Annotated in this window: 14 protein-coding genes and 1 riboswitch; of the genes, 10 read left to right on the top strand and 4 right to left on the bottom strand. The window is 71.1% G+C overall.

Annotation, left to right across the window (positions count from 1 at the left end; translation table 11 throughout):
• Positions 1-2 precede the first annotated feature (2 nt).
• The 6 genes from VGV13_09330 to fsa all read left to right on the top strand — a co-directional run bounded on the left by VGV13_09330 (position 3) and on the right by fsa (position 6060).
• Positions 3-1250 (top strand): ABC transporter substrate-binding protein, encoded by a 1248-nt coding sequence (locus VGV13_09330; protein ID HEV8641285.1) that lies wholly within the window; start codon positions 3-5, stop codon positions 1248-1250.
• 15 nt (positions 1251-1265) lie between these two features.
• A complete protein-coding gene (locus tag VGV13_09325) occupies positions 1266-2060 on the top strand; it encodes an ABC transporter ATP-binding protein (GenBank protein HEV8641284.1) in 795 nt (264 codons plus the stop codon).
• A 207-nt stretch (positions 2061-2267) separates the two neighbouring features.
• Positions 2268-2714, top strand: coding sequence for a group 1 truncated hemoglobin (locus tag VGV13_09320; GenBank protein HEV8641283.1), 447 nt, complete (start codon positions 2268-2270; stop codon positions 2712-2714).
• A 146-nt stretch (positions 2715-2860) separates the two neighbouring features.
• Entirely contained in the window at positions 2861-4132 is a 1272-nt protein-coding gene (locus tag VGV13_09315; GenBank protein ID HEV8641282.1) for an AMP-binding protein, read from the top strand.
• A gap of 172 nt (positions 4133-4304) precedes the next feature.
• Positions 4305-5147 carry a PfkB family carbohydrate kinase gene (locus VGV13_09310; GenBank protein HEV8641281.1) on the top strand — a complete coding sequence of 281 codons (843 nt, stop codon included), beginning with the start codon at positions 4305-4307 and terminating at the stop codon, positions 5145-5147.
• A gap of 262 nt (positions 5148-5409) precedes the next feature.
• Positions 5410-6060, top strand: coding sequence for a fructose-6-phosphate aldolase (gene fsa, locus VGV13_09305; protein ID HEV8641280.1), 651 nt, complete (start codon positions 5410-5412; stop codon positions 6058-6060).
• A gap of 12 nt (positions 6061-6072) precedes the next feature.
• Here the strand turns inward: fsa and VGV13_09300 are convergent, their stop codons facing one another.
• The 3 genes from VGV13_09300 to VGV13_09290 all read right to left on the bottom strand — a co-directional run bounded on the left by VGV13_09300 (position 6073) and on the right by VGV13_09290 (position 8629).
• On the bottom strand, positions 6073-7692 hold the full coding sequence (locus VGV13_09300; protein HEV8641279.1) for an AMP-binding protein: 1620 nt from the start codon (positions 7690-7692) through the stop codon (positions 6073-6075).
• Positions 7685-7861, bottom strand: coding sequence for a hypothetical protein (locus tag VGV13_09295; GenBank protein HEV8641278.1), 177 nt, complete (start codon positions 7859-7861; stop codon positions 7685-7687). The genes VGV13_09300 and VGV13_09295 overlap by 8 nt, the downstream gene beginning before the upstream one ends.
• Before the next feature lie 69 nt (positions 7862-7930).
• On the bottom strand, positions 7931-8629 hold the full coding sequence (locus tag VGV13_09290; GenBank protein ID HEV8641277.1) for a PIG-L deacetylase family protein: 699 nt from the start codon (positions 8627-8629) through the stop codon (positions 7931-7933).
• 91 nt (positions 8630-8720) lie between these two features.
• Here VGV13_09290 and VGV13_09285 point away from each other — a divergent pair, with 91 nt between their 5' ends.
• Positions 8721-10397: a hypothetical protein gene (locus VGV13_09285; protein ID HEV8641276.1), complete on the top strand. Its 1677-nt coding sequence runs from the start codon at positions 8721-8723 to the stop codon at positions 10395-10397.
• Here the strand turns inward: VGV13_09285 and VGV13_09280 are convergent.
• Positions 10378-11022, bottom strand: coding sequence for an ABC transporter substrate-binding protein (locus VGV13_09280; GenBank protein HEV8641275.1), 645 nt, complete (start codon positions 11020-11022; stop codon positions 10378-10380). The two genes, VGV13_09285 and VGV13_09280, sit on opposite strands and share 20 nt — an antisense overlap.
• Positions 11023-11126: 104 nt before the next feature.
• Positions 11127-11207: riboswitch (cyclic di-GMP riboswitch) on the bottom strand.
• A gap of 289 nt (positions 11208-11496) precedes the next feature.
• On the opposite strand from VGV13_09280, the gene uvrA reads away from it, so the two are divergent.
• From uvrA to VGV13_09265, 3 genes are read left to right on the top strand one after another with little or no spacing between them, the layout of a single operon-like run.
• Positions 11497-14289: an excinuclease ABC subunit UvrA gene (gene uvrA, locus VGV13_09275; GenBank protein ID HEV8641274.1), complete on the top strand. Its 2793-nt coding sequence runs from the start codon at positions 11497-11499 to the stop codon at positions 14287-14289.
• A gap of 50 nt (positions 14290-14339) precedes the next feature.
• Positions 14340-15767, top strand: a complete 1428-nt coding sequence (pyk, locus tag VGV13_09270) for a pyruvate kinase (GenBank protein ID HEV8641273.1) — start codon at positions 14340-14342, stop codon at positions 15765-15767.
• Between the two features lie 50 nt (positions 15768-15817).
• Positions 15818-22393 carry a GAF domain-containing protein gene (locus VGV13_09265; protein HEV8641272.1) on the top strand — a complete coding sequence of 2192 codons (6576 nt, stop codon included), beginning with the start codon at positions 15818-15820 and terminating at the stop codon, positions 22391-22393.
• The last annotated feature ends 16 nt before the right edge of the window (positions 22394-22409 follow it).

Here is a 22409-nt window from a genome sequence, read left to right as displayed (position 1 = left end):
CCATGAAGACATGTCTCGGGATTCTGACGGCGATCGCGGTCGCTTTCGGAGTGACGCTGGCGGTCGTCGCCTCCGCCCAAGCGGACCATGAGATCGTCGTCGGCCTCCAGTGCGACCGGACGGGCGCGACCCAGACGATCGGCGTCGTGATCTGCCCGGGGATCCACGACTACGTCAGACTCGTGAACGCCAAGGGCGGGGTGGACGGACACAAGATCCGGGCGGTGGAGATCGACCACGAGTACAAGGTGCCGCCCGCGGTCGAGGCCTACGAGCGGCACAAGAAGGAGGGTGCGGTCTCCATCATGCTCTACGGCACCCCCCAGACCTATGCCCTCACCCAGAAGCTCACCGAGGACCGGATCCCCGGGACCTCGCCCGGCTTCGGGCGGGCCGACGCCGCGGACGGCACGCGGTATCCCTACATCTTCCCCATCGCCGCGACCTATTGGTCGCAGGCCACGGCCGCGGTGAAATTCGTGAAGGACCAGCTCGGCGGTCTCCAGGGCAAGAAGATCGCCTTCCTGTTCTTCGACAACCCGGCCGGCCGGGAGCCCATCCCGGCCTTCGAGGAGCTGGCGTCCCGAGAGGGCTTTCAGCTCAAGATCTTCGCGGTGCCGCCGCCGGGTGTGGAGATGGGCGCCCAGGTGCTCGACATCGCTCAGCGCTTCCGCGCCGACTTCGTGATCGCGCACCTGTTCGGCCGGTCGCCGTCGGTATCGATCAAGGAACTCAAGCGCGTCGGGTACCCGCTGCGCAAGGTCGTCTCGTTCGTGTGGGGGGCCGCCGAGGCCGATGTCGACGCGGCCGGCGGCGCGGCGGTGGCCGAGGGTTACTACGGGCTGCAGTTCGCGGGGGTGGGGACCGGCTTTCGGGTCCTCCAAGAGATCCGCGAGCTGTACCGGAAGGAGGGCAAGCAGCCGCCGAAGGAGATGGACTCCACCGTCTACTACAACCGCGGCGTGCTCATCGCGGCGCTCCACGTCGAGGCGATCCGGAACGCGGTCAAGGCCAAGCCCGACGGCCGGATCGCCGGGGCCGACGTGAAGGCCGGCTTCGAGCGGATCAAGGGCTTCACGCTCGAGGGCCTGGTGCCCCCGCTGGAGGTCACGCCCAACGACCACGAGGGGGGCGGCTGGGTGCAGGTGTGGCAGGTGAGAGGCGGCAAATGGGTGCGGGCGACCGACTGGTTCAAAGCGTACCCGGAGGTCGTCTCGAAGCTGGTCAGGGAAGCGGCGGTGAAGAAGTAGGCGCCGGGCAGGACCATGTTGGCGTTGAACAACATCGAGGTCATCTACGACGGCGTCATCCTCGTGCTCAAGGGGGTGTCACTCAACGTCCGGGAGGGGGGCATCACCACGCTGCTGGGCGCCAACGGCGCCGGCAAGAGCACGACGCTCAAGGCCATCTCCGGCCTGCTGCGGTCCGAGCGCGGGGAGGTGACCAAGGGCTCGATCGAGTTCCACGGCGAGCGCGTGGACCGGCTGCCGCCCCACGAGATCGTCCAGCGCGGGGTCGTGCAGGTCTTCGAGGGCCGCCGCGTGTTCGAGCACCTGACGACGGAGGAGAACCTGATCGCCGGCGCCCACGTCGTGTCCGACGTCCGGCGGGTGCGGGAGGAGATCGAGCGCGTCTACGAGTACTTCCCGCTGCTCCAGAAACGGCGCGCCGTCCAGGCCGGCTATCTGTCGGGCGGCGAGCAGCAAATGCTGGTCATCGGACGCGCCTTGATGTCGCGCCCCCGCGTGATGCTGCTGGACGAGCCGTCCCTGGGACTGGCGCCGATGCTCGTGGAGGAGATCTTCGGCATCGTCCAGCGTCTGAATCGCGAGGAGAGGCTCACGGTGCTGCTGGTGGAGCAGAACGCGACGCTGGCGCTGACCATCGCCGAGCACGGCTACGTGATGGAGAACGGGCGGATCGTCCTGGAGGGCTCGGCCGACGCGCTCCGCGAGAACGCCGACATCAAGGAGTTTTACCTGGGGCTGACGGAGGTGGGGGCCCGCAAGTCCTATCGCGACGTCAAGCACTACAAGCGTCGCAAACGCTGGCTGAGCTAGTGCCGTTCCAACTATTCGCGCCTAGGAAGGCACCGTGTACGTCGTTCGTGGACAGATTTAGTATCAACAAGTTGGAACGGCACTAGCCTCGGAGGGGGTGGACGTTACGGCCCCCTCCGAGATTTCTGGTCGGAGGGGGCCGCGCGGTCCCCTCCGAACCTCCCCAAAGGAGGCGCCGGCAACGCCGGCGCTCGAACGAGGAACGCGATGACGCGGGGATCGGTGAAGGGGTTAGTGTTGCTGATGCTTGTTGCGGGCCTGGGGGCCTGCGCGACCACGGCGCCGTCGGAGCCGTCGCTTTACAAGCGGCTCGGCGGCCGCGAGGGGATCGCCCTCGTCGTGGACGATTTCGTGGCCAACGTCGTCGCCGATGACCGCATCAACGCCCGCTTCAAGAGCCTGCCGCCGCCCGCGGTCTTCCGGCTGAAGTCCAACCTGGCGGACCAGATCTGCGAAGCCGCCGGCGGTCCGTGCTCGTACGTCGGGCGCGACATGAAGACGGCCCACCGGGGGATGAACGTCACCGAGATCGAGTGGAACGCGACCGTGCAGGCGCTGGTGAAGGCGCTCGACAAGCACCGGGTGGCGGAGAGGGACAAGCGGGAGCTGCTGGGTCTGCTCGGGTCCATGAAGCAGAGCATCGTCGGCCAGTGAGCTCCATCGGAGGGGGCGGACGTTACGGCCCCCTCCGAGATTTCTGGTCGGAGGGGGCCGCACGGCCCCCTCCGAACCTCCCCAGTGGAGATTGCGCCGGCAAAGCCGGCGCTCGAGCAGCGTACATCACAACGGGAGGCGACGGCGTGAACAAGGTTGATCGGCGCGCCGGGTACTGGAACCGGGAGAAGGAGACCATGTCCCCTGCGGCCCGCCAGCGCTACCAGGCCCGCTGGCTGGCCCGCCTGCTCGAGCACGCCGGGGACAAGGCGCCCGGGGTGCGACGTCGCCTCGAGCGGGCGGGCCTGCGTCCCGCCGACGTCCGCGGCGTGGACGATCTGGCGCGGCTGCCGGTGATCAAGAAGAGCGAGATGCCCGAACTGCAGAAGGCCGACCCGCCCTTCGGTGGCTTCTGCACGGTGCCCCTCGGCAAGGTCCGGCGGATCTTCGTCTCCCCGGGGCCGATTCTGGAGCCGATGGGGCCGGAGCTCAGCGCCTGGCACGGCGAGACGTGCCTCTACGCCGGCGGCTTCCGCCCCGGCGACGTCGTCATCAACACCTTCCTCTATCACCTGGTGCCGGCGGCGCACGAGCTCGACGAGGCCTTGCACCTGATCGGCTGTACGGTCGTGCCGACCGGCGTGGGCAACACGGACACGCAGGTGACCGTGGCCATGGCGGTGCGGGCGACGGGCTACGTCGGCACGCCGAGCTTCCTCATGACGGTCCTGACCCGGGCCAAGGAGATGGGTGTGGGCCGGCTGCCGTTTCAGGTCGCGCAGGTGGGCGCCGAGCCGCTGCCCGAGTCGCTGCGGCGCCAGGTCGAGGAGGAGCACGGCGTCCTGACGCGCCAGGGGTTCGGCACCGCCGATCTCGGCTTCGTCGCCTACGAGTGCCCGGAAAAATCCGGCATGCACCTCGTCGAGGACGCGATCGTCCAGGTGTGCAATCCCCAGACCGGCGAGCCGCTGCCCCACGGCCAGATCGGCGAGCTGGTGGCCACGGTCGACAATCACACCTATCCGATGATCCGCTTCGGCACCGGCGACCTCACCGTGATCGACGACGCGCCGTGCCCCTGCGGGCGCACCGCCGCGCGCATGCTCGGCTGGCGCGGCCGCGCCGACGAGGTCACGAAGGTGCGCGGCATGTTCATCCACCCGCGCCAGGCCGACGAGGTGGCCGCCCGCGCGTCCGGCCTCGCCCGCTATCAGGTCGTCGTCGGGCGCGAAGGCCATCAGGACACGCTCACGTTCCGGGTCGAGCTGGCGGGGGGCGCCAGCGCCGAAGCGGTCACGCGCGCGCTGGAGGCGGCGATCCGCGACGTGATGAAGCTGCGCGGTGCCGTCGAGATCGTCGCCGCCGGCATCATCCCGGAGAACGCCAAGAAGATCACCGACGAGCGCAAGTGGACCTAGCCGAGGGATTCGCGGCCGGCGCGCGGCGCCCCAATACCCGCCGCGCGCCATCGGGCTCGATCGCCGATTCGAGCGCGGGCTTTGCCCGCGCAACCTTCGGGAAGGTTCGGAAGGGGCCGCGAGGCCCCTTCCGAGCAGGAATCCGGAAGGGGGGCGAAGCCCCCCTCCGGGCATGATGGCTCCCGACTTCGTCGCCGTCGGGCACCTGACGCTCGATCGCTTCGGCGACGTCACCCGGCCGGGTGGCGCCGCGCTGTTCGCTGCTGTCACCGCCGACCGGCTCGGCCTCTCCGCAGGTATTCTCACGAGCCACGGCGAGGATTTCCCGCTCGACGCGATCCCGCCCCAGATTGAGGTGATCAGCGTCCCGGCGCCCCACACGACCGTCTTCGAGCACCGCCGGGAGGCCGGCCGACGCCGGCTGCGCCTGGTGACCTCGGCGCCCCCCATCAGCCCGGCCGACGTTCCTCCCGACTGGCTCGATGCCGAACTGGTGCTGTTGGCGCCGGTCTTCGGCGAAGTCGATCCAGCCTTCGCCCGGACGTTCACCGAGGCGACGCTGGCGGTGGAGGCTCAGGGCTGGCTGCGGGCCGCGGGCCCGGCGGGCGAGGTCACGCCCCAGCCCTGGACGCCTCCGCGGGAGCTGCTGAACCGGCTCCTGGCGCTGTTCGTCAGCGCGGAGGACGTGCGGGGTCAGGAGTCTTCGCTGACCGAATGGCTGCAGCGGCTGCCGCTGGCCGCGGTGACGGCCGGCCGCGCCGGCGCGCTGCTGTACGTCAGCGGGGAGCGCTTCGAGGTGCGCGCCCGCCCGAGCCGCGAAGTGGACTCGACGGGCGCCGGCGACGTCTTCGCCGCCGCGTTCCTGGCGTCCTACCGGCTCGACGGCGATGCCTGGCAAGCCGCCGCGGCCGCCGCCTGCGCGGCCGCGCTGTCGGTGGAGGGGGAGGGCTGGTCCACCGTGCCCGACCTCGCGGCGCTGGAGGAGGCGCTGGGAGAGTATCGCGCCCGGGAGTGACCCCGCGACCTTGACTTCGCTTCCGAGCGGAGACTAGGCTGGGTGATGAGATGAACGACCGGGCGCCGCGCGCGATTCGCATCGATGCGGGCGCGGTGTCGGTGGAAGCGCGGCTCAACGACTCGCGCACGGCCAGCGCGATCGGCGAGCCCCGTGAACCCGGTGGGCCAGGTCGTCGGGGACGCCACCGCGTTCCGGAAGGTCCGGGCGGGGCCGCGCGTGCGCATCGAACGGTCCCGAGGCGGAGGAGGAGAGGCACGTCATGAAGATCTTTCTCGATACGGCGAACGTCAACGAGATCAAGGAAGGGGTCGCCCTCGGCGTGGTGGACGGGGTGACCACCAACCCGTCACTGATCGCGAAGGAAAAGCGCCCGTTCCGGCCGCTCGTCGAGGAGATCTGCGGGATCGTCCCCGGCGACGTGAGCCTCGAAGTGGTGGCGACGGACTTCGAGGGCATGGTCAAAGAGGGCGAGGAGCTGGTGAAGATCGCGCCCAACGTCGTCGTGAAGTGCCCGCTCACCAAGGACGGGCTCAAGGCCGTGAAGCACCTGTCCGGCAAGGGGGTCCGCGTCAATCAGACGCTCTGCTTCTCGCCGAACCAGGCGCTGCTCTCGGCCAAGGCCGGAGCCTACTACATCAGCCCGTTCCTCGGACGTCTCGATGACATCTCACACGTCGGCATGGACCTGATCCGCGACATCTGCCAGATTTACCGCAACTACGGCTTCACGACGCAGGTGCTGGCGGCTTCCATCCGCAATCCGCTCCACGTCATCGACGCCGCCAAGGCCGGCGCCCACGTCGCCACCATGCCGTTCGCGGTGCTCGAGCAGCTCATCAAGCACCCGCTGACGGACCTCGGGCTCAAGAAGTTCATCGACGACTGGAACAAGGCGGGCGCGAAGATCTAGATCCGCCCCCGCCTAAGGGGTGCCGGCGGGCTGGACCAGCCTGTCCCTCAGCTCACCCGCCTGGATCATCTGCGCCAGGCGCGAGCGCTGGATCTTGCCGCTCGAGGTCTTCGGAATCGTCCCGGGCCGGACCAGCAGCACGCGCGCAGGACGGTGGCCGCGGCCCTCGTGCACGCGCCGGACGATCTCGCTGACCAGGCGGGGGGGCGGCGCGGGCTCGGGGCCGTCGCCTCGCACCTCGGCGACGACGTAGAGGCGCTGCGTGCCCGTGCGCTCGCTCTCGAGGCCGACGGCGGCCGAGTAGCGCACGCCGGGAACGTGATCCACGATGTCCTCGATATCGGTCGGCGCGACGTTTTCGCCGCCCAGGCAGATGAGGTCCTTCAGCCGGCCGCTGATGTACAGGTACCCCTCGCCGTCCACGAAGCCCAGATCGCCCGTCCTCAGCCAGCCGTCCGGCGACAGCACCCTGGCCGTCGCCTCGGGGCTGTTGTAGTAACCGCGCATGATGCCGGGGCTCTTCACGCAGATCTCGCCCTCGACGCCGGGCCCCAGCGGGGGCCCCGTGGTCCCGTCCTCGCTCGGCGGCAGGATGCGCACCGAAACGCCGCGGCAGGGGCGCCCCACGGAGACGAAGCGGCCGCTGGGATCCAGGCGGATCGGCGTCCCGAACGGCCAGATGGCGACCGCGAGCGTCGCCTCGGCCAGCCCATAGCACGGCGCGATGACGTTCTTGATCCCGAAGTGCCGTTCGAAGGCGTGGAGGGTCGAGGCGCGCACCGGTTCGGCGCCGCAGAGCGCGGCGCGGAGGGTGGAGAGGTCGATCCCCGAGGTCTCCCGGACGTTCCTCACGCAGTTGCGGTAGCCGAAATCCGGCGAGACCGTGAACGTGGCCTGGACCTCGGTCACCAGTTCGAGCCACTGGCGCGGATTGCGGAGGTCGGGGGGCAGGAGCCAGAGCGGCGTGCCCGTGAGCGGCGGCGTGAACGAGCAGCCGATGAGCCCCATGTCGTGGTAGAGCGGCAGCCACGAGACGACGCGGTCCCGGGCGGTGAGCCCCGACGCCTCCGCCATGAAGTGGCAGGTGCTCACGACGTTCCGGTGGGTGAGCATGACGCCCCGCGGCTGTCCGGTGCTGCCCGAGGTGTACTGGATGAAGGCCAGATCGTCCGGGCTCGGCTCGGGGAGGCGGGTCGCCGGCGGCTCGGCCTCCAGGTCTACCGGCTCGAGCACGACGCGGACGTTGGGGGCGAGCGCCGCGCTGGCGTCCACGTTCCTCCGGAACCAGCCGATCGTCACCACCGCGACCGCCTCCGAGTCGCGGAAGATGTTGGCCGTGGCCTCGACGCCGAGCGTGGGGTAGAGCGGCACCGGCACCGCTCCCAGCCGGAGCGCGCCGAAGAAGGTGTAGAAGAACTCGGCGCACGTCGGGTAGATGAGGCACACCTTGTCGCCGGCGCGGACACCCGCGCGCGCGAGCGCGGCCGCGTACCGCGCGCTCAGCTCCCACAGCCGGCCGTACGTCACCGCCTCGCCGTACAGGTGGAAGTACGGCTGCTGGCCGCTCAGCGCCGCCCGTCGGCGCAGGACCTCGGTGAGCGTCTGGGCGGTTTCGGGGTCGCGCTCAGCCATGCCGGGGCCCTTCACGGTCGCGCATCTCCATCTCCGGCGCCGTCAGCGCTCGAACCTGGTCTGAGAGCCAGGTCGCCTCCGGCGGCACCGTGGCCGCGCTGGCCCGCGCCGCGACCAACGCGAATACCAGGACAAGGGCGCCGAGGGTCAGCGGGCGCAGGCGGGACACGAGAGCTATTCTACCGCCGCCGGCGCGGGATACCGCCGTCCAAGAGGGGCCGGCTCCGGCATCCGGGCATCAGCGCGGAATCACGATCCGGTCGAAGGCCTCCGCGTAGACATAGCCGTGGGCCTTGCCGAGCGCGGCGCTGCGCTCCCGCACCCGCGCCTCGACGCCCGGGAAATCCGCGACCTGACTCTGATGGCAGGCGAGCGCCTTGAGCTTCAGGTCCATCGTGTCGGAGATGTCGACGACGAGGTGCGGGCTCTCCCACTGCATGAGATAGACCTCGCGCACCTTGTGCGGCTCGTACTCGGCCAGCAGTTCCGGGAACGACATGTGGTCGCGGGCCAGGGGATAGATGCAATCGAGCACGACACCCGCGGTGATCCGGTGGTCGCGGTGGGAGGCGTAGAGGTTGTACGTGCGGCGGGGATGCTGGGTGATCACGAGGTCGGCTCGCCACCTCCGGATCTGGCGCGTGACGTCGCGCCGGAGGTCGCGGGTGTCCTCCAGCTCGCCGTCGTCGTAGCCCAGGAACTCCACCCGCTCGACGCCGAGGACGCGGGCGGCGTTCCGCTGTTCCGCCTCCCGGATGCGGGCCAGGCGCTCGGGCGTCATCGAGCGGTCGCTGGACCCCTTGTTGCCGTTGGTGACGACGACATAAGTCACTTCTCGCCCCTGCTTCACCATCTTGGCGACGGTGCCTCCGGCGCCGAACTCGGCGTCGTCGGGGTGCGCGGTCACGACCAGTACGCGTTCGATCCTGTCTGCCATGCGCACTCCTCGACAACGATGTCCCGCCCCGTCATCGCCTGGCGGCGGCCCGTACGGCCCCAGCATACTGCTATAATCGCCCGCGTCGCCAATGACCGATGCACGCCGCGCCGGAGTCGTCGTGCTGTTGGTGCTCCTGGCCGGCGGCGCCCTTCTCGCCTCGCTTCCCCGTCTCGGCAGCGTTCGCCTGGCCGGCGTCGCGCTGCTCTGGTGGTATGCCGTCCTGGTGGCCCCGGCGCTCGGTGCGCTGGTGACGGGCCTCGTGCTGGCGCGGGCACGCCGGCCCGCCTCGGCCGCGGCCTGGCTGAGCCCGGCGCTCGTCGCCTCGCTGGCCGCTCACGTCGTGGCCGGTGAGCCGGGGGCGCCGCTGCTGGCACTCGTCGCCTGTCTCGCCCCTCTCCTGGCGCGGCTGTGGGCACTGCCGTCGCCCGCGGGGCGGTCCGGCGCGGCGCTGACGATGCTGGGGACAGCGAGCGTCGGCCTCGTGCTGTGGGCGAGCCTCGCCGTCGTCGCCGACCTGGCCCGCGTTCTCGGCGGAGCCCGCTGGCTGGGCCTCGCCGTCGCAGCGGCGCTGGGGCTGGGCCTGACTCGCGCGTCCGCCGGCGCGAGGGTGCGCCGGGTCGCGCTCACGGTGGGAGTGGCCGGGCTGGTGCTCCCGCTTCTCGCCATCGCTGCCATGTCGGGTCGGTCGCCGTGGGAGGCGTGGAGCGCGCTGGCTTCCCGGTCCGCGCTCGTCTTCCGCGAGCGGAGCGCGTGGGTGACCGAGGGAGCGGTGCTGCTGGTGCCGACGTCGCTCGTCTTCAGCGAGCCCCACCGGATCACGGCGCTGGGCGAGGCCGTCTTCCGGGTGGTCGAGCGGGACGGTGATCGCGTCGTCGTTCGGGAATGGCGCCTGGCCCGGGGCGAGGGGCTCGCCTTGCGCCCGGGCGATCGGCTGGACCTCGCGGCCGGCGTGCGCGTACGGTTCGAGCCCGGCAAGCGCGTGCCCGAGGCGCCGCTGTCGGGCGTGATATGGGCGGATCCGCGCGAGCGAAGTCTGGGTACCGCGCTGGCCACGTTTCTGGCCGCGCTGGTCACGCTCGCTGGCGGCGCCCTCGTGCTTCTCCCGCCCCGGCGCGACGGGGACGGTCCGCATGTCGCGGCCGGCCTGGCGCCGCTCGGGGCGCTCGCGGTGCCGCTCGTCGTCGTGGGCGCCGTCTGCTGGGGCGTCTACGGCGGGTTCGCGGGGCCGGAGCTGGCGCTGGGAGCGCCCGCGGTGGCGTCGCTGGCCCGGTTGCCGTGGGCGCTTCCGGGGCCACCGTGGGATCGCGCGCTCGTCCTCACCGTGCTCATCGCTCTCATGGCGCTCTTCGTGGCCACGACGTCGGCGCTCCATGACCGCGTGCTGACGGCCGTCACGGTCGAGCGAGGCACGGGCCGGGGTGCCCGTGTCGACGTGGTCTGGCTGGGACTGCTCGCCGGGGCGACCGCGCTCGCCGCCTGGCCCGTCGATACCTGGCGCGCGCTGACCCTTGCCTTGGGCCTCGCCGCCGTGGCGATCGCGCCGGCGCTCGCGGGGGCGGGCTCGGCGGCGCGCGCGGCCGGCGCTCTCGTCGGCGCCGCCGTCTTCGCCGCGCTGGCCCTGGCCGGTCCGGGGCTGGCGGCCGGGGCCTCCGTCGTAGGCGCGTACCCGGCGCTGGTCGCCGCCCCGGTGGCCTGGGCGGTGGCCGCGCTCGGGGTGCGGTGGGAGCCGGACAAGCGGCGCGTGCTCAGGGCGAAGTCGAGCTGAGCTCGACACCCGCAGCGCGATTCCATCGGCGTAGCGCTTCGGCCAGGGCGGCCTGAATGGAGGCCGCGTCGGACGGGAAGGTCAGCGCGCGATCGAACTGGCTCCGGCAGGCGGCGACGAAGCTCTCGCCGTTCAGGAGGACGTCGTAAATCTTCCACCGCCCGTTTTTGAGGTGCAGTCGATAGACGAGGAGGGCAAGTGTCCGGAGCGTGAAGATTCTCCAGGTGACCATGGCAAAGTTTCCGTCGAGGACTTCGCCCACCTGGAGGATCGTCACGCGCCAGCTCTCCGTGATGTGAGACGCGCACGAGCGTTCCAGGAAGCCTGTGAAGAGCCGCACGAACTCCGCCTGCTGCGCGGGCGTTCGGGTCGCCCAGTGGCGCGACAGCAGCCCCCGCGCCATCTGCTCGGTATCGAAGACCTCGTTCGCGATCCGGCGGATCTCGCCGTGGACGCGCTGGAGATCCTGGCGCGTCAGCGCCCCCTGCCCGTGCGGGCGGGATCTCGCGCTCTTGAGGATGGTCGTGACCCCCGCCGTCGCCGACTTCACGACCGCCCCCGGTGACGTGACGTGACCCTTGAAGGCGGCCACCGCCATACGCAACACGCTCAGCGCTCTAGTCATACAGTCGGCCCCTTTGTGATTGGTGCTGGTGGAGCACGCGAGGAGCGACGACGCGCCGCGGACGGGCCCGTGTTGCGGGTCGTGAGATCATCTCTAGCCCTTCCTTCGGTAACCCGGCCGTCAGGTGCCTGGCCTGACCCGTGGCTTTGCGTCCCCGCCTCGCGACGGGTTTGCTCTTGTCGAGAAGGCCTGTACCGGCGTGCACGGACGCAAGGACCGTGCCTGCCGCTCTTCCTGGCGGTCCGGTCGTCAAGAAGCGCGCTCATTCCGGACCTTGGCCGTCACGCGGTCGTCGGCGAATGGCGACGGGAGTCTTCGGCTTGTGTGGTCAGAGCGTCCTGTTTTCGGACACTCCAGATGCCAGAGCGACAACGGCAGGGAGGGTGGAGCGGGGGCGGGCGGCGTGGTTGTGACGCTGCGTAACTCCGCACGCGCGTTGCCATTTTCAACGTCGCCTGTCACAATGAACGGGTTATGGCGAGCGACCGCATCGTCATCCGCGGGGCGCGGGAGCACAACCTCAAGAGCATCGATCTCGAGATCCCGCGCGATCAGCTCGTCGTCATCACGGGGCTCAGCGGCTCCGGCAAGTCGTCGCTGGCGTTCGACACGATCTACGCCGAGGGCCAGCGGCGTTACGTGGAATCGCTTTCCGCGTACGCCCGCCAGTTCCTCGAACAGATGGAGAAGCCCGAGGTCGACTCCATCGAGGGCCTCTCGCCGGCGATCTCCATCGAGCAGAGGACGACGTCGCGCAATCCGCGGTCCACCGTCGGCACCGTCACCGAGATCTACGACTACCTGCGCGTCCTCTTCGCCCGCATCGGCGTGCCCCACTGCCCGAATTGCGGGCGCGTGATCTCGGCCCAGACCGTCCAGCAGATGGTCGACCGGGTCCTGGCCCAGCCGGCGGGAACGCGGCTCCTCATCCTGGCCCCGGTGGTCCGCGGCCGGAAGGGCGAGTACAAGAAGCTCTTCTTCGATCTGAGGCGCCAGGGCTACTCGCGCGTGCGCGTCAACGGCGTCGTGCGCGAGCTCGCCGAGGAGATCGAGCTCGACAAGAACCGCAAGCACACGATCGAGGTCATCGTCGATCGCCTGATCGTGCGCGAGACGGTGGGCTCACGGCTGGCCGACTCGCTGGAGACGGCCCTCCGGCTCGCCGACGGCGTCGTCCAGGTCGAGGCGCTCGAGGGCGGCGAGCGGATGGTCTTCTCGGAGCGCCTGGCCTGCGCGGAGTGCGGCATCTCCCTGCCGGAGGTCTCGCCCCGCATGTTCTCGTTCAACAGCCCGTACGGCGCGTGCGAGGCGTGCGCAGGTATCGGGACGCGCTGGGAGATCGACCCCGAGCGGCTCGTGCCCAACCCCGAGCGCTCGCTGAAGGACGGGGCGCTGGCCCCCTGGGCCGGGCGCGAGTCGCCGTACTTCAGGCAGACGCTCCAGGTGCTGGCCCGGCGGTACCGGTTCTCCCTGGACGCCCCCTGGAAGACGCTCAAGAAGTCGGTGCGCGATCTCGTGCTGCACGGCGAGCCGGACGGCTTCGAGGGCGTCGTCCGGGTGCTCGAGGGGCGGTACCGCGAGACCGAGTCCGAGGACGCGCGGCGCCAGATCGAGCAGTTCATGGCCGAGCGGCGCTGCCCCGACTGCGGCGGCTCCCGGCTCCGGCGCGAGTCGCTGGGCATCAGGATCGCCGGCCGGTCCATCGCCGACGTCGTGAGCTTCACGATCAAGGAGGCCGCGGCGTTCTTCGAGGCGCTCAGGCTGACCGAGCGGGAGGTCGTCATCGCCCGCCGGGTGCTCAAGGAGATCCGCGAGCGGCTGGGCTTCCTCCGGGACGTCGGGCTCGACTATCTGACGCTCGACCGCCCCGCGGGGACGCTCTCGGGCGGCGAGGGCCAGCGCATTCGTCTGGCCACCCAGATCGGCTCCAGCCTGGTGGGCGTCCTCTACATCCTCGACGAGCCGTCCATCGGCCTGCACCAGCGCGACAACCGGCGACTGCTGGACACCCTCAAGCGCCTGCGCGACCTGGGCAACACGGTCCTGGTCGTCGAGCACGACGAGGAGACGATCCGGTCCGCCGACTACATCATCGACCTGGGGCCAGGGGCGGGCGAGCTGGGCGGCCACCTGGTCGCGGTGGGCACGCCCGACGAGATCATGGCCAACGCGGCTTCGCTGACCGGCCGCTACCTGAGCCGGGCGCTCACCATTCCCGTGCCCGCGCAGCGCCGGAAGGGCAGCGGCGCGTTCCTCACGATCCACAACCCGCGGGAGCACAACCTCAAGGGCGAACCGGTGAAGATTTCCCTGGGCACGTTCACGTGCATCACCGGCGTGTCGGGCTCGGGCAAGTCGACCCTCGTGAACGACATCCTCTTCCGGGCGCTCGCCCAGATGCTCCATCGGGCGCACGAGCGGCCGGGCGCCCACGACCGGATCGAGGGCGCCCAGCACCTCGACAAGGTGGTGGACATCGACCAGTCGCCCATCGGGCGCACGCCCCGCTCGAACCCTGCGACCTACACGGGCGTCTTCACCTTCATCCGGACGCTCTTCGCGCGTACGCCCGACGCGCGCATGCGCGGCTATCCGCCCGGCCGGTTCTCGTTCAACGTCAAGGGCGGCCGGTGCGAGGCGTGCCAGGGCGACGGGCTCGTCAAGATCGAGATGCATTTCCTGCCCGACGTCTACGTGACGTGCGACGTCTGCAAGGGCCGGCGCTACAACCGCGAGACGCTGGAGATCCACTACAAGGGCAAGTCCATCGCCGACGTGCTGGACATGACCGTCCGCGAGGCGCTGGAGTTCTTCGATGCCGTGCCGGTGATCAAGTCCAAGCTGGAGACCCTGAACGAAGTGGGGCTGGACTACATCCGGCTGGGCCAATCGGCCACGACGCTCTCGGGCGGGGAGGCCCAGCGGGTGAAGCTGGCCACGGAGCTGAGCCGCCGCGCCACCGGGCGCACGCTCTACATCCTCGACGAGCCGACGACCGGCCTGCACTTCGCCGACATCCAGAAGCTGCTCGACGTGCTCAACCGGCTCGTCGACCAGGGCAATACCGTCGTGATCATCGAGCACAACCTGGACGTCATCAAGACCGCGGACTGGATCATCGACCTGGGCCCGGAGGGGGGCGACGAGGGCGGCCGCCTCGTCGCCGCGGGCACGCCCGAGGCGATCGCCCGCCAGGCCGACCGGTCCTACACCGGCCAGTTCCTGAAGAACATGCTTCGAGCGCCGGCTCTGCCGGCGCAACCCTAGGGGGAGGCTTCGGAGGGGGCCGTAACGTCCGCCCCCTCCGATGAAGCGACATGCGTTGCACAAAGATCATCTGCACCATCGGGCCCGCCAGCAGCAGCGCCGAGCGGCTGGAGCAGCTCGCTGCCGCCGGTATGGACGTGGCCCGGCTCAACTTCTCCCACGGCACCCACGCCGAGCACGCCGAGGTCGTCCGGAGGATTCGCCAGGGCGCGGAGCGCTGGAGCCGCCCGGTCGCCATCCTCCAGGACCTGCAAGGCCCGAAGGTCCGGCTGGGAACCTTCGGTGTCGGGGGCGGCGGGCGCGTCGACCTGGAGGGGGGCGAGGTCTTCACGCTGACGGCCCACCCGGTCGTCGGCACCGCCGAGCGCGCGTCGGTCTCGCATCCGGAGTACCTGAAGGAGGTGCGCCCGGGCGACCAGATCTGGATGGACGACGGCCTGATCCAGCTCCAGGTCGAGGAGACGACGGCGGACGGGGTGCGCTGTCGCGTCACCGCGGGCGGGCGCGTCAGCGATCACAAGGGGATCTCGCTACCCCACGTGCCGCTGCCCGTGTCGTGTCTCACCGAGAAGGACAAGGAGGATCTGCGCTTCGGCATCCGGCAGGGCATCGACTTCGTCGCCATCTCCTTCGTGCGCTCGGCCGCGGACATCGGCGAGGTCCGGAAGTTCCTGCACGAGCAGGGGGCCAATCTGCCGATCGTCGCCAAGCTCGAGCGCCAGGAGGTGATCGCCAAACTCTCCGGCATCCTCACCATGGTGGACGCGGTCATGGTGGCCCGGGGCGACCTCGGCCTCGACGTGCCGCTGGAAGAGGTGCCCCACATCCAGAAAGAGGTCATCCGGCAGGCGCGGGCGGCGAAGGTCCCGGTGATCGTGGCCACGCAGATGCTCGAGTCCATGGTCACGCATCTCCGGCCAACTCGCGCGGAAGTCTCTGATGTGTCGACAGCGATATTCGACGGCGCCGACGCGATCATGTTATCGGCCGAAACGGCCACCGGCCGCTACCCGGTCGAGGCCGTGCAGGTGATGGCGCGGATCGCCGAGCGCGCCGAACAAGCGGTGCTCCGGGGCGAGCGGCCCCGCCGTCACCGGGAGGGCGTCGGCTTCCCCGAGGCGATCTCGGACGCGGCGGCCACGGCGGCCCACGTCCTCGGCGCCCGCGCCATCGTCGCCTTCACGCAGTCGGGGTTCTCGGCGCGCCTGATCTCCCAGGAGCGCCCGGACGTCCCGATCATCGCGCTCACGCCCTTCGTGGAGGTCCAGCGACGACTCGCGCTCTCCTGGGGCGTCTCGTCGCGCTTGATCCGCAAGGTGGAGACGACGGACGAGATGATCGAGGAGGTGGAGGCCACGCTGCTGGGCGACGGCTCGGTGCGGACCAACGACGTGATCGTCATCATCTCCGGCTCACCGATGTGGGTGACGGGCACGACCAACCTCTTGAAGCTCCACCGCGTCGGCGAGCGCCGCTGAGGCCCGCGATCACGCTGGCGCCTCTCGCTCGGCCGGCGGCGATCCTCATCGTGCTCGCCGGGCTCTGGGGCCTCGGCGCCGCCGCCCTGTTCCGGCAGCTCGAGGAGCGCCAGGCCACGCTCGTCGCCCAGGCCGTCGCCGCCGCCCGGGAGGTCGTCGAGGAGGCGCAAGAGGCGCTCCTGCGCGAGGCCCGGATCCTCGCCCAGGATGCCGCCGTCGTCGAGGGCGCCGTCAAAGGCCAGTGGGCGACGCTGGCGCGCGGGGCCTCGGCGCGCATGATCGCGCTCACGGTCGAGCGCCTCGCCGATCTCCTGCTCGTGCTGGATGCCCGCGGCGGCACCCTCGTCCAGGTGCCGGCACTGCCCCGCGCATCCGTCCCCGATCTGGCCCCGGTCGCCGCGCCGAGGGTCGTCTTTCACGTTATCGACGGGCGGGCGTATCTCCTGGCCGCCGCCCCGATCCGCGGGGCCGGCGGTGCGCCCGCCGGCGCGGCGATCGTCGGCCGCCGGCTGGCGCGGCTCGAGCGCCCGCTGGGCAGCGTGGCGGCGCGGCCGGCCGTTGTGGCGCTGGCGGGGGACCGGCTGCTCGGCGCCACCCGCGCGGAGGCGCCGGCCGACGGCTGGGCGGCGGCCGCCCGCACGGGGACCGTCGAGATCGCGGGCGAGCCCTGGGCGCTGCGGCCGCTCGGTCCGATCGCCGGGCTTTGGGCCCTGGTCCCCGAGGCGGCGTACCGGGCCGAGCGCGAGCGGCTGCGGGGCTGGCTGCTCGGCTCGCTGGCCGTCGCCGTCGCGGCGGTGGTGGCTGCGGCCTGCCTCACGGGCCGGACGGCGAGGCGGACGTCGGCCACCGCCGATGACCTCGACAGCGCGCGGCGCTTCGAGGACGAGACGATCCACGGGGCCCAACTGGCGGCGCTGCTGGAGATCAACAAGAAGATCGGCGCAGCGGAATCCGCCGACGCGCTGCTCCGGGCCATCGCCGAAGAGGCCGCGCGGCTCCTCGACGTCGACAACGCGGGCTTCCGGCTCGTGGAGGGCGACGAGCTGGTGCTGGCGGGCCTGGCGGGCACCGCCGCCCAGACGATGCTCCGCCCGCGCATCAAGGTGGGGGAGAGCTTCAGCGGCCGGGTCGTCCGGGAAGGGCGGACGATCGCCGCCGACGTCGCCGAGGTGCCGGAGATGGTGCCCGAGCATCGGGCGGCGGACGCGCGTCTGGGCTACACGACCTACCTGGGCGTGCCGCTGCGCGCCGGGGAGCGGATCATCGGCGTCTTCACCTTCCGCGCGCGCCACCCCTTCACCGCGCGCGATCGGGAGCTGGCCGAGGCGTTCGCCGGGCAGGCCGCCATCGCCCTGGAGCACGCGCGCCTCCACCGCGAGGCGAGCCGTCAGGCCGAGCGCATGGCCGCGCTCGCCGACGTCGAGCGCCTGCTCTCCGAGACTCTGGATCCCGACGTCGTCGCCCAGCGCGTCGCTGACAACGTCCGTGGGTTGCTGGCGGCGCAGGCGTCCGTCGTGTACCGCCTGGAGCCCGCCTCGGGCGCCCTGGTGGCGATGGCGGTCTCCGGCGACGTCGGTCCGGCTTTCCCGCGGAGCATCGCCCTTCCGAAGGAGACCGGCGTGAGCGGGCTCGCCGTGCGGGAGCGGCGGGCCGTGGTGACGAGGGATCTGCTGAACGATCCCGGGGTGTCGCTCCCGCCCGAGGTCCGAGCCCAGATCGAGCAGGCGCCCTTTCGGGCGGTTCTGGCGGTGCCGCTGCGGGTTCACGATCGGGTGATCGGCGCGCTCGGCGTGGGGGATCGAGCGGGCCGGATCTTCGAGGAGCAGGACATCAGGCTGGCCCAGGCCTTCGCCGATCAGGCGACCCGGGCCCTCGAGAACGCGCGCCTGTTCGCGCTGGAGACGGCGCGGCGGGCCCAGGTCGAGGTCCTGGCGGAGGTGGAGGGGGAGTTCGCGGCCGAGCTCAACCTCGACCGCCTGCTCCAGCTCATCGTCGATCGCGCCGGCCGGCTCTTCGGTGCCGACGGTGTGATCTATCTGGTCGAGGAGGAGCGCCGGCTGACGCCGTCCGCCTGGAGCGAGCACGCGCTCTTCGATCGTCGCGTCCCGTTCGGGCACGGCCTCGTGGGCGCCTGCGCTCAGGAGCGGCGGGGGCTCGTCGTCAACGACTACGCGGCGTCGCCGTACGCGCTCGAGCGATTCGTCGCCGTCGGCTTCACTCGCCTGATGGCGCATCCGCTGATCCTTCGCGATCGGGTGCTCGGCGTCATCAACATGTCCCGTCGCGGGACCGGCGCGGCGCCGTTTTCGGCCGACGACCTGGCCGTTCTGGAATCCCTCGCCACCCAGGCCGCCATTGCCATCGAGAACGCCCGGCTCCACGACGAGACCGAGCAGCGGCGCCGGGAGGCGGAGGTGATCGCCGAGCTGGCGCGGACGATCAACGCCTCGCTCGACATCGACACGGTGTTGCAGCGCCTCATCGGGGGCGCCCGGGAGCTGTGCGGGAGCGACCTGGCGCGGATCGCGCTCCGCGAGCCGGGCTCCGACGAGATGGTCTTCCGCTACGGCGTGGGCACCCGCTATCGGCGGTACGACGCCTTCCGGCTGGAGCCGGGCAAGGGCGTCTCCGGCCAGGTCCTCGTGACCGGGCGGCCCTTCCGCACCGACGACTACGCCGGCGACCCGCGCATCACCAAGGACTATCTGGCGGTCGCCCGGGAGGAGGGCGTCATCGCCGAGCTGGCCGTCCCCATCCGCATCGGGGATCGCGTGGAAGGCGTCCTGTACGTCGACAACCGCGTGGCCCGGCCCTTCACCGACCGGCACGAGGCCGTGCTGCTGCAGCTCGCCGACCACGCGGCCCTGGCGATTCAGAACGCGCGCCTCTACGCCACGCTGGAAGTGCGGGCCGCGCGGCTCCGCACGCTCGCCAACGTCAACCGCATCGTGTCGTCGTCCCTCGACATCTACGAGGTCCTCCGCACCATCGCCTGCGCGGCCTCGGAGCTGATGGGCGCGCCGCTGGTCGCCTTCTGGGTCGCCGACGAGAGCACGCGCACGCTCAAGATCAGCGGCTTCTCCGACGACCGCCTGGGGGCCGACTTCCCGCTGGCCGCGCTGGCGTTCGGCGAGGGCGCGGCGGGCTGGGTGGCCGCCCACCGCTGCCCGCTGAACATCCCCGACGTCTTCGCCGACGAGCGCTACCAGGCCCGGGACTGGTCGCGGGCGCACGGCATCACCAGCTTCTTCGCCGTACCCATCGTGCTGCAGGACTCGCTGCTCGGCGTGCTGACGCTGAATGGCCGCGCGCCGTTCAGCTTCGGCCCCGACGACCAGAGCCTGCTGGAGAGCTTCGTCGCCCAGGCCGCCGTCACGCTCGACCACGCCCGTCTCTATGCCGAGACGAGCCGGCGGCTCGAGGAGACGCGGGCGCTGCTCGAGGTGGCGGAGATCCTCACCGCGACCCTCGATTCCAAGCAACTGCTCAAGCGCGTGGCCATCAAGATCGCCCGGGTCTGCCGGGTGGATCGCTGCTCGATCGAGCTCTGGGACGGCGATCGCATCGTCCCGCTCATGGCGCAGTTCGCCGACGGCCACCGGGATCCCCAGATGTGGGCCGCCTTCACGGCGTTGCCGCCCTGCGCGCTCGGCGACGTGCCGGCGCACGTCCGCGCCATCGAGACCCACCGGCCGGTCCTCATCGACGACACCACGGCTACGGACCTGATTCCCCGGCAGTGGATCGACGCCTACGGCCTGAAGTCGTACATGGCCGTGCCGCTGATCCGTCAGGACGAGGTCATCGGCGTGCTGAACCTCGATTACTGCGAGCGCGTCAGCCCGTTCCAGCCGTGGCAGGTGAATCTCGCGACAGCCATCGCGGGCCAGCTCGCCCTGGCCCTCGAGAACGCCCGCCTCTACGCGGAGGCCCAGGAGCGGCTCCGGGAGACCACGACGCTGCTGGCGATCGGCCAGGTGCTCTCCCAGCCGGGCCCCGTCGACGAGACGCTGCGGCGCGTGGCGCGCGAGGTGGGCCAGGCGTTCGGGGCCGACATGGTCGGGGCCTACGTGCTCGATGAGCGCGGTGAAGCGCTCCAGCCGCTCGCCGGCTACCGGGTGCCCGGGTCTCTGCGCGCGGTCTTCATCAGCCATCCGATCGTGCTGGAGCGCATCCCGCGCCTGCTCCACGAGTACCGCGTAGGGCGGGTCATCTGGAGCCCGAACACCCATGACGACGAGCGCTTCGATCAGCGGTGGGTTCGGCTCCTGCCGCCGCATTCGGTCATGCTGGCGCCCACCCGCGTGCGCGGCGAGAGCCGAGGCTGTCTGATCCTCGTCTGGTGGCGCACCGGACGGCGGTTCGAGTCCGCCGAGATCCGGCTCCTGGAGGGCGTCGCCGCGCAGATCGGGCTTGCCCTCGAGAACGCCGAGCTGGCCCGGCAGCGCGAGGTGCGGCTGAAGGAGACCGAGACCCTGCTGGCCGTCAGCCGGACGCTGTCGTCCACCCTCGACCTCGACCCGTTGCTGCGCCACTTCATGCGCCAGATCACCCGGGCCATCGGCGCCGATACGGTGGGCATCTGGATGCTGGACGGGAGCGGCGAATGGCTGGCCCCGACGGCAGGCTACCACGTACCGCCGGAGTGGCTGCCGGCGGTCCGCGAGGTGCGCCTGTCGATCCTCGAGCACCCGTTCTACGCCGAGGCCGCCCGGACCAAGCGGGCGGTGTTCGCGCGCAACGCCGACGCCGATCCGCGGATCCCGCCCTTCCTCACGCGGATCGCGCCCCATCGGAGCCAGCTCTTCGTGCCGATCCTGGCCAAGGAGCGGCTGATCGCGGGGTTCGTCGCGGTCTGGCGCGAGGAGCAGCGCGACTTCTCCCCGGGCGAGCTGGCGCTCATGGAGGCGATCGCCAACCAGGCGGGCGTGGCCGTGGAGAACGCCCGGCTCTTCGAGCAGAACCGGCGGCAGGTGGAGGAGCTGTCGGTGCTGCACGAGCTGGCGCGCGCCGTGACGGGCCAGCTCGACCAGGATGCGCTCATCGACGCGCTCCACAGCCAGGTCGGGCGGATCCTGGACGCGCGCAGCATGCTCATCGCCCTCCGGACCGAGGGAGGCGACGAGGTCGACGTACCCCTGGACCTCCGGCACGGCCGGCGCGATCCGGCGCTGCCCGAGCGCTATCGCCTGGGGTCCGGTCTGGTGTCGGCGATTCTGACGACCGGGCGCGCCATCCGAACCGAGGACTATCTCGGCGAGTGCGCGCGCCGGGGCGTGGCGGCGGTGGCCGGGGTCGAGGCGTTTCCCTGCTGGCTGGGGGTGCCCATGCGGGCGGGCGAGAGGGTGCTGGGCGTCCTCGCCCTGCGCAGCGCCGAGCGGGCCTTCACGGCCGCGGACGAGAATCTCCTCGCCAACATCGCCGATCTGGCGGCGCTGGCGCTCCGGAGCGCGCGCCTGTTCGAGGAGCGGACCCGGGCTTACGGCGAGCTGGCCGCGGCCCAGGACCACCTGGTGCGCACGGAGAAGCTGCGGGCTCTGGGCGAGATGGCCTCCGGCGTGGCCCACGACTTCAACAACCTGCTGGCCGCCATCCTCGGCCGCACCCAGCTGCTCCTCCGACGCGTCGAGGACCCCAAGCTCCGGCAATGGCTCGAGGTGATCGAGCGCTCGGCGACGGATGGCGCCCAGACCGTGCGCCGGCTGCAGGAGTTCGCCCGCATTCGCCGCGATGAGCCGCTGGTGCCGGTAGATCTCAACGAGGTCGTGCGCGACGCGCTGGAGATCACCCAGTCGCGGTGGCGCGAGGAGTCGCTCCGACGCGGGGTCGCCATCGAGGTGCGGTCTGAGCTCGCGTCGCTGCCGCGGGTGGCCGGCGATCCGGCCGAGCTACGGGAGGCGATGACCAACCTCATCCTGAATGCGGTCGACGCGATGCCGGACGGCGGCGTCCTCACCCTGAGCTCGGCGGTGGTGGACGGGCAGGTGGAGGTCGCGGTGAGCGATACCGGCGTCGGGATCCCCGAGGACCTCCGGGAGAAGATCTTCGACCCGTTCTTCACGACCAAGGGGCCGAAGGGGACCGGCCTCGGTCTCTCGATGGCCTATGGTATTCTCCAGCGCCACCACGGACGGATCACGGTCGAGAGCGAAGAGGGCCACGGCACGGTCTTCCGCCTGTTGTTCCCCGTCGTGATTTCGGGTTCGGTGGAGCAATCGGCCCCACCGCTCGCGGCGCCGGCGGGGGCGGCGACCTCGCTGCACTGCCTGGTGGTGGACGACGAGGAAGAGGTCGGAGAGGTGGTGGCGGACATCCTGATCACCGCCGGCCACACCGCGGTGACGGTGCAGAGTGGCCAGGACGCGGTGGGCCGACTCGGCGCCGAGCGATTCGACGTGGTCTTCACGGACCTGGCGATGCCGGGCATGACGGGCTGGCAGGTGGCACGCGCGGTGAAGGCCAAGGCGCCGGAGGTGCCGGTGGTGATGATGAGCGGATTCGGAGTGGAAGTGGCGCCGGAGGATCTGCCCTCGCGCGGGGTGGATCTCGTCCTGGCCAAGCCGCTGCAGATCCAGGACGTCCTGCGCGCGCTGAGCACCCTCCAGGCGGGTAACGGCCGGCCGTGACCAGCCCCATCATCAC

The sequence above is a fragment of the Candidatus Methylomirabilota bacterium genome (assembly GCA_036001065.1).
Lineage (GTDB): Bacteria > Methylomirabilota > Methylomirabilia > Rokubacteriales > CSP1-6 > MNEF01.
The sequence above is the reverse complement of the archived record's forward strand: the minus strand, read 5'-3'. Positions and strand labels throughout refer to the sequence as shown.

Bases quoted from the DNA above. Each gene is read 5' to 3' on its own strand.
- VGV13_09330 (HEV8641285.1), top strand. From the start codon at position 3: ATGAAGACATGTCTCGGGATTCTGACGGCGATCGCGGTCGCTTTCGGA.
- VGV13_09325 (HEV8641284.1), top strand. From the start codon at position 1,266: ATGTTGGCGTTGAACAACATCGAGGTCATCTACGACGGCGTCATCCTC.
- VGV13_09320 (HEV8641283.1), top strand. From the start codon at position 2,268: ATGACGCGGGGATCGGTGAAGGGGTTAGTGTTGCTGATGCTTGTTGCG.
- VGV13_09310 (HEV8641281.1), top strand. From the start codon at position 4,305: ATGATGGCTCCCGACTTCGTCGCCGTCGGGCACCTGACGCTCGATCGC.
- fsa (HEV8641280.1), top strand. From the start codon at position 5,410: ATGAAGATCTTTCTCGATACGGCGAACGTCAACGAGATCAAGGAAGGG.
- VGV13_09300 (HEV8641279.1), bottom strand. From the start codon at position 7,692: ATGGCTGAGCGCGACCCCGAAACCGCCCAGACGCTCACCGAGGTCCTG.
- VGV13_09290 (HEV8641277.1), bottom strand. From the start codon at position 8,629: ATGGCAGACAGGATCGAACGCGTACTGGTCGTGACCGCGCACCCCGAC.
- VGV13_09285 (HEV8641276.1), top strand. From the start codon at position 8,721: ATGACCGATGCACGCCGCGCCGGAGTCGTCGTGCTGTTGGTGCTCCTG.
- VGV13_09280 (HEV8641275.1), bottom strand. From the start codon at position 11,022: ATGACTAGAGCGCTGAGCGTGTTGCGTATGGCGGTGGCCGCCTTCAAG.
- uvrA (HEV8641274.1), top strand. From the start codon at position 11,497: ATGGCGAGCGACCGCATCGTCATCCGCGGGGCGCGGGAGCACAACCTC.
- pyk (HEV8641273.1), top strand. From the start codon at position 14,340: ATGCGTTGCACAAAGATCATCTGCACCATCGGGCCCGCCAGCAGCAGC.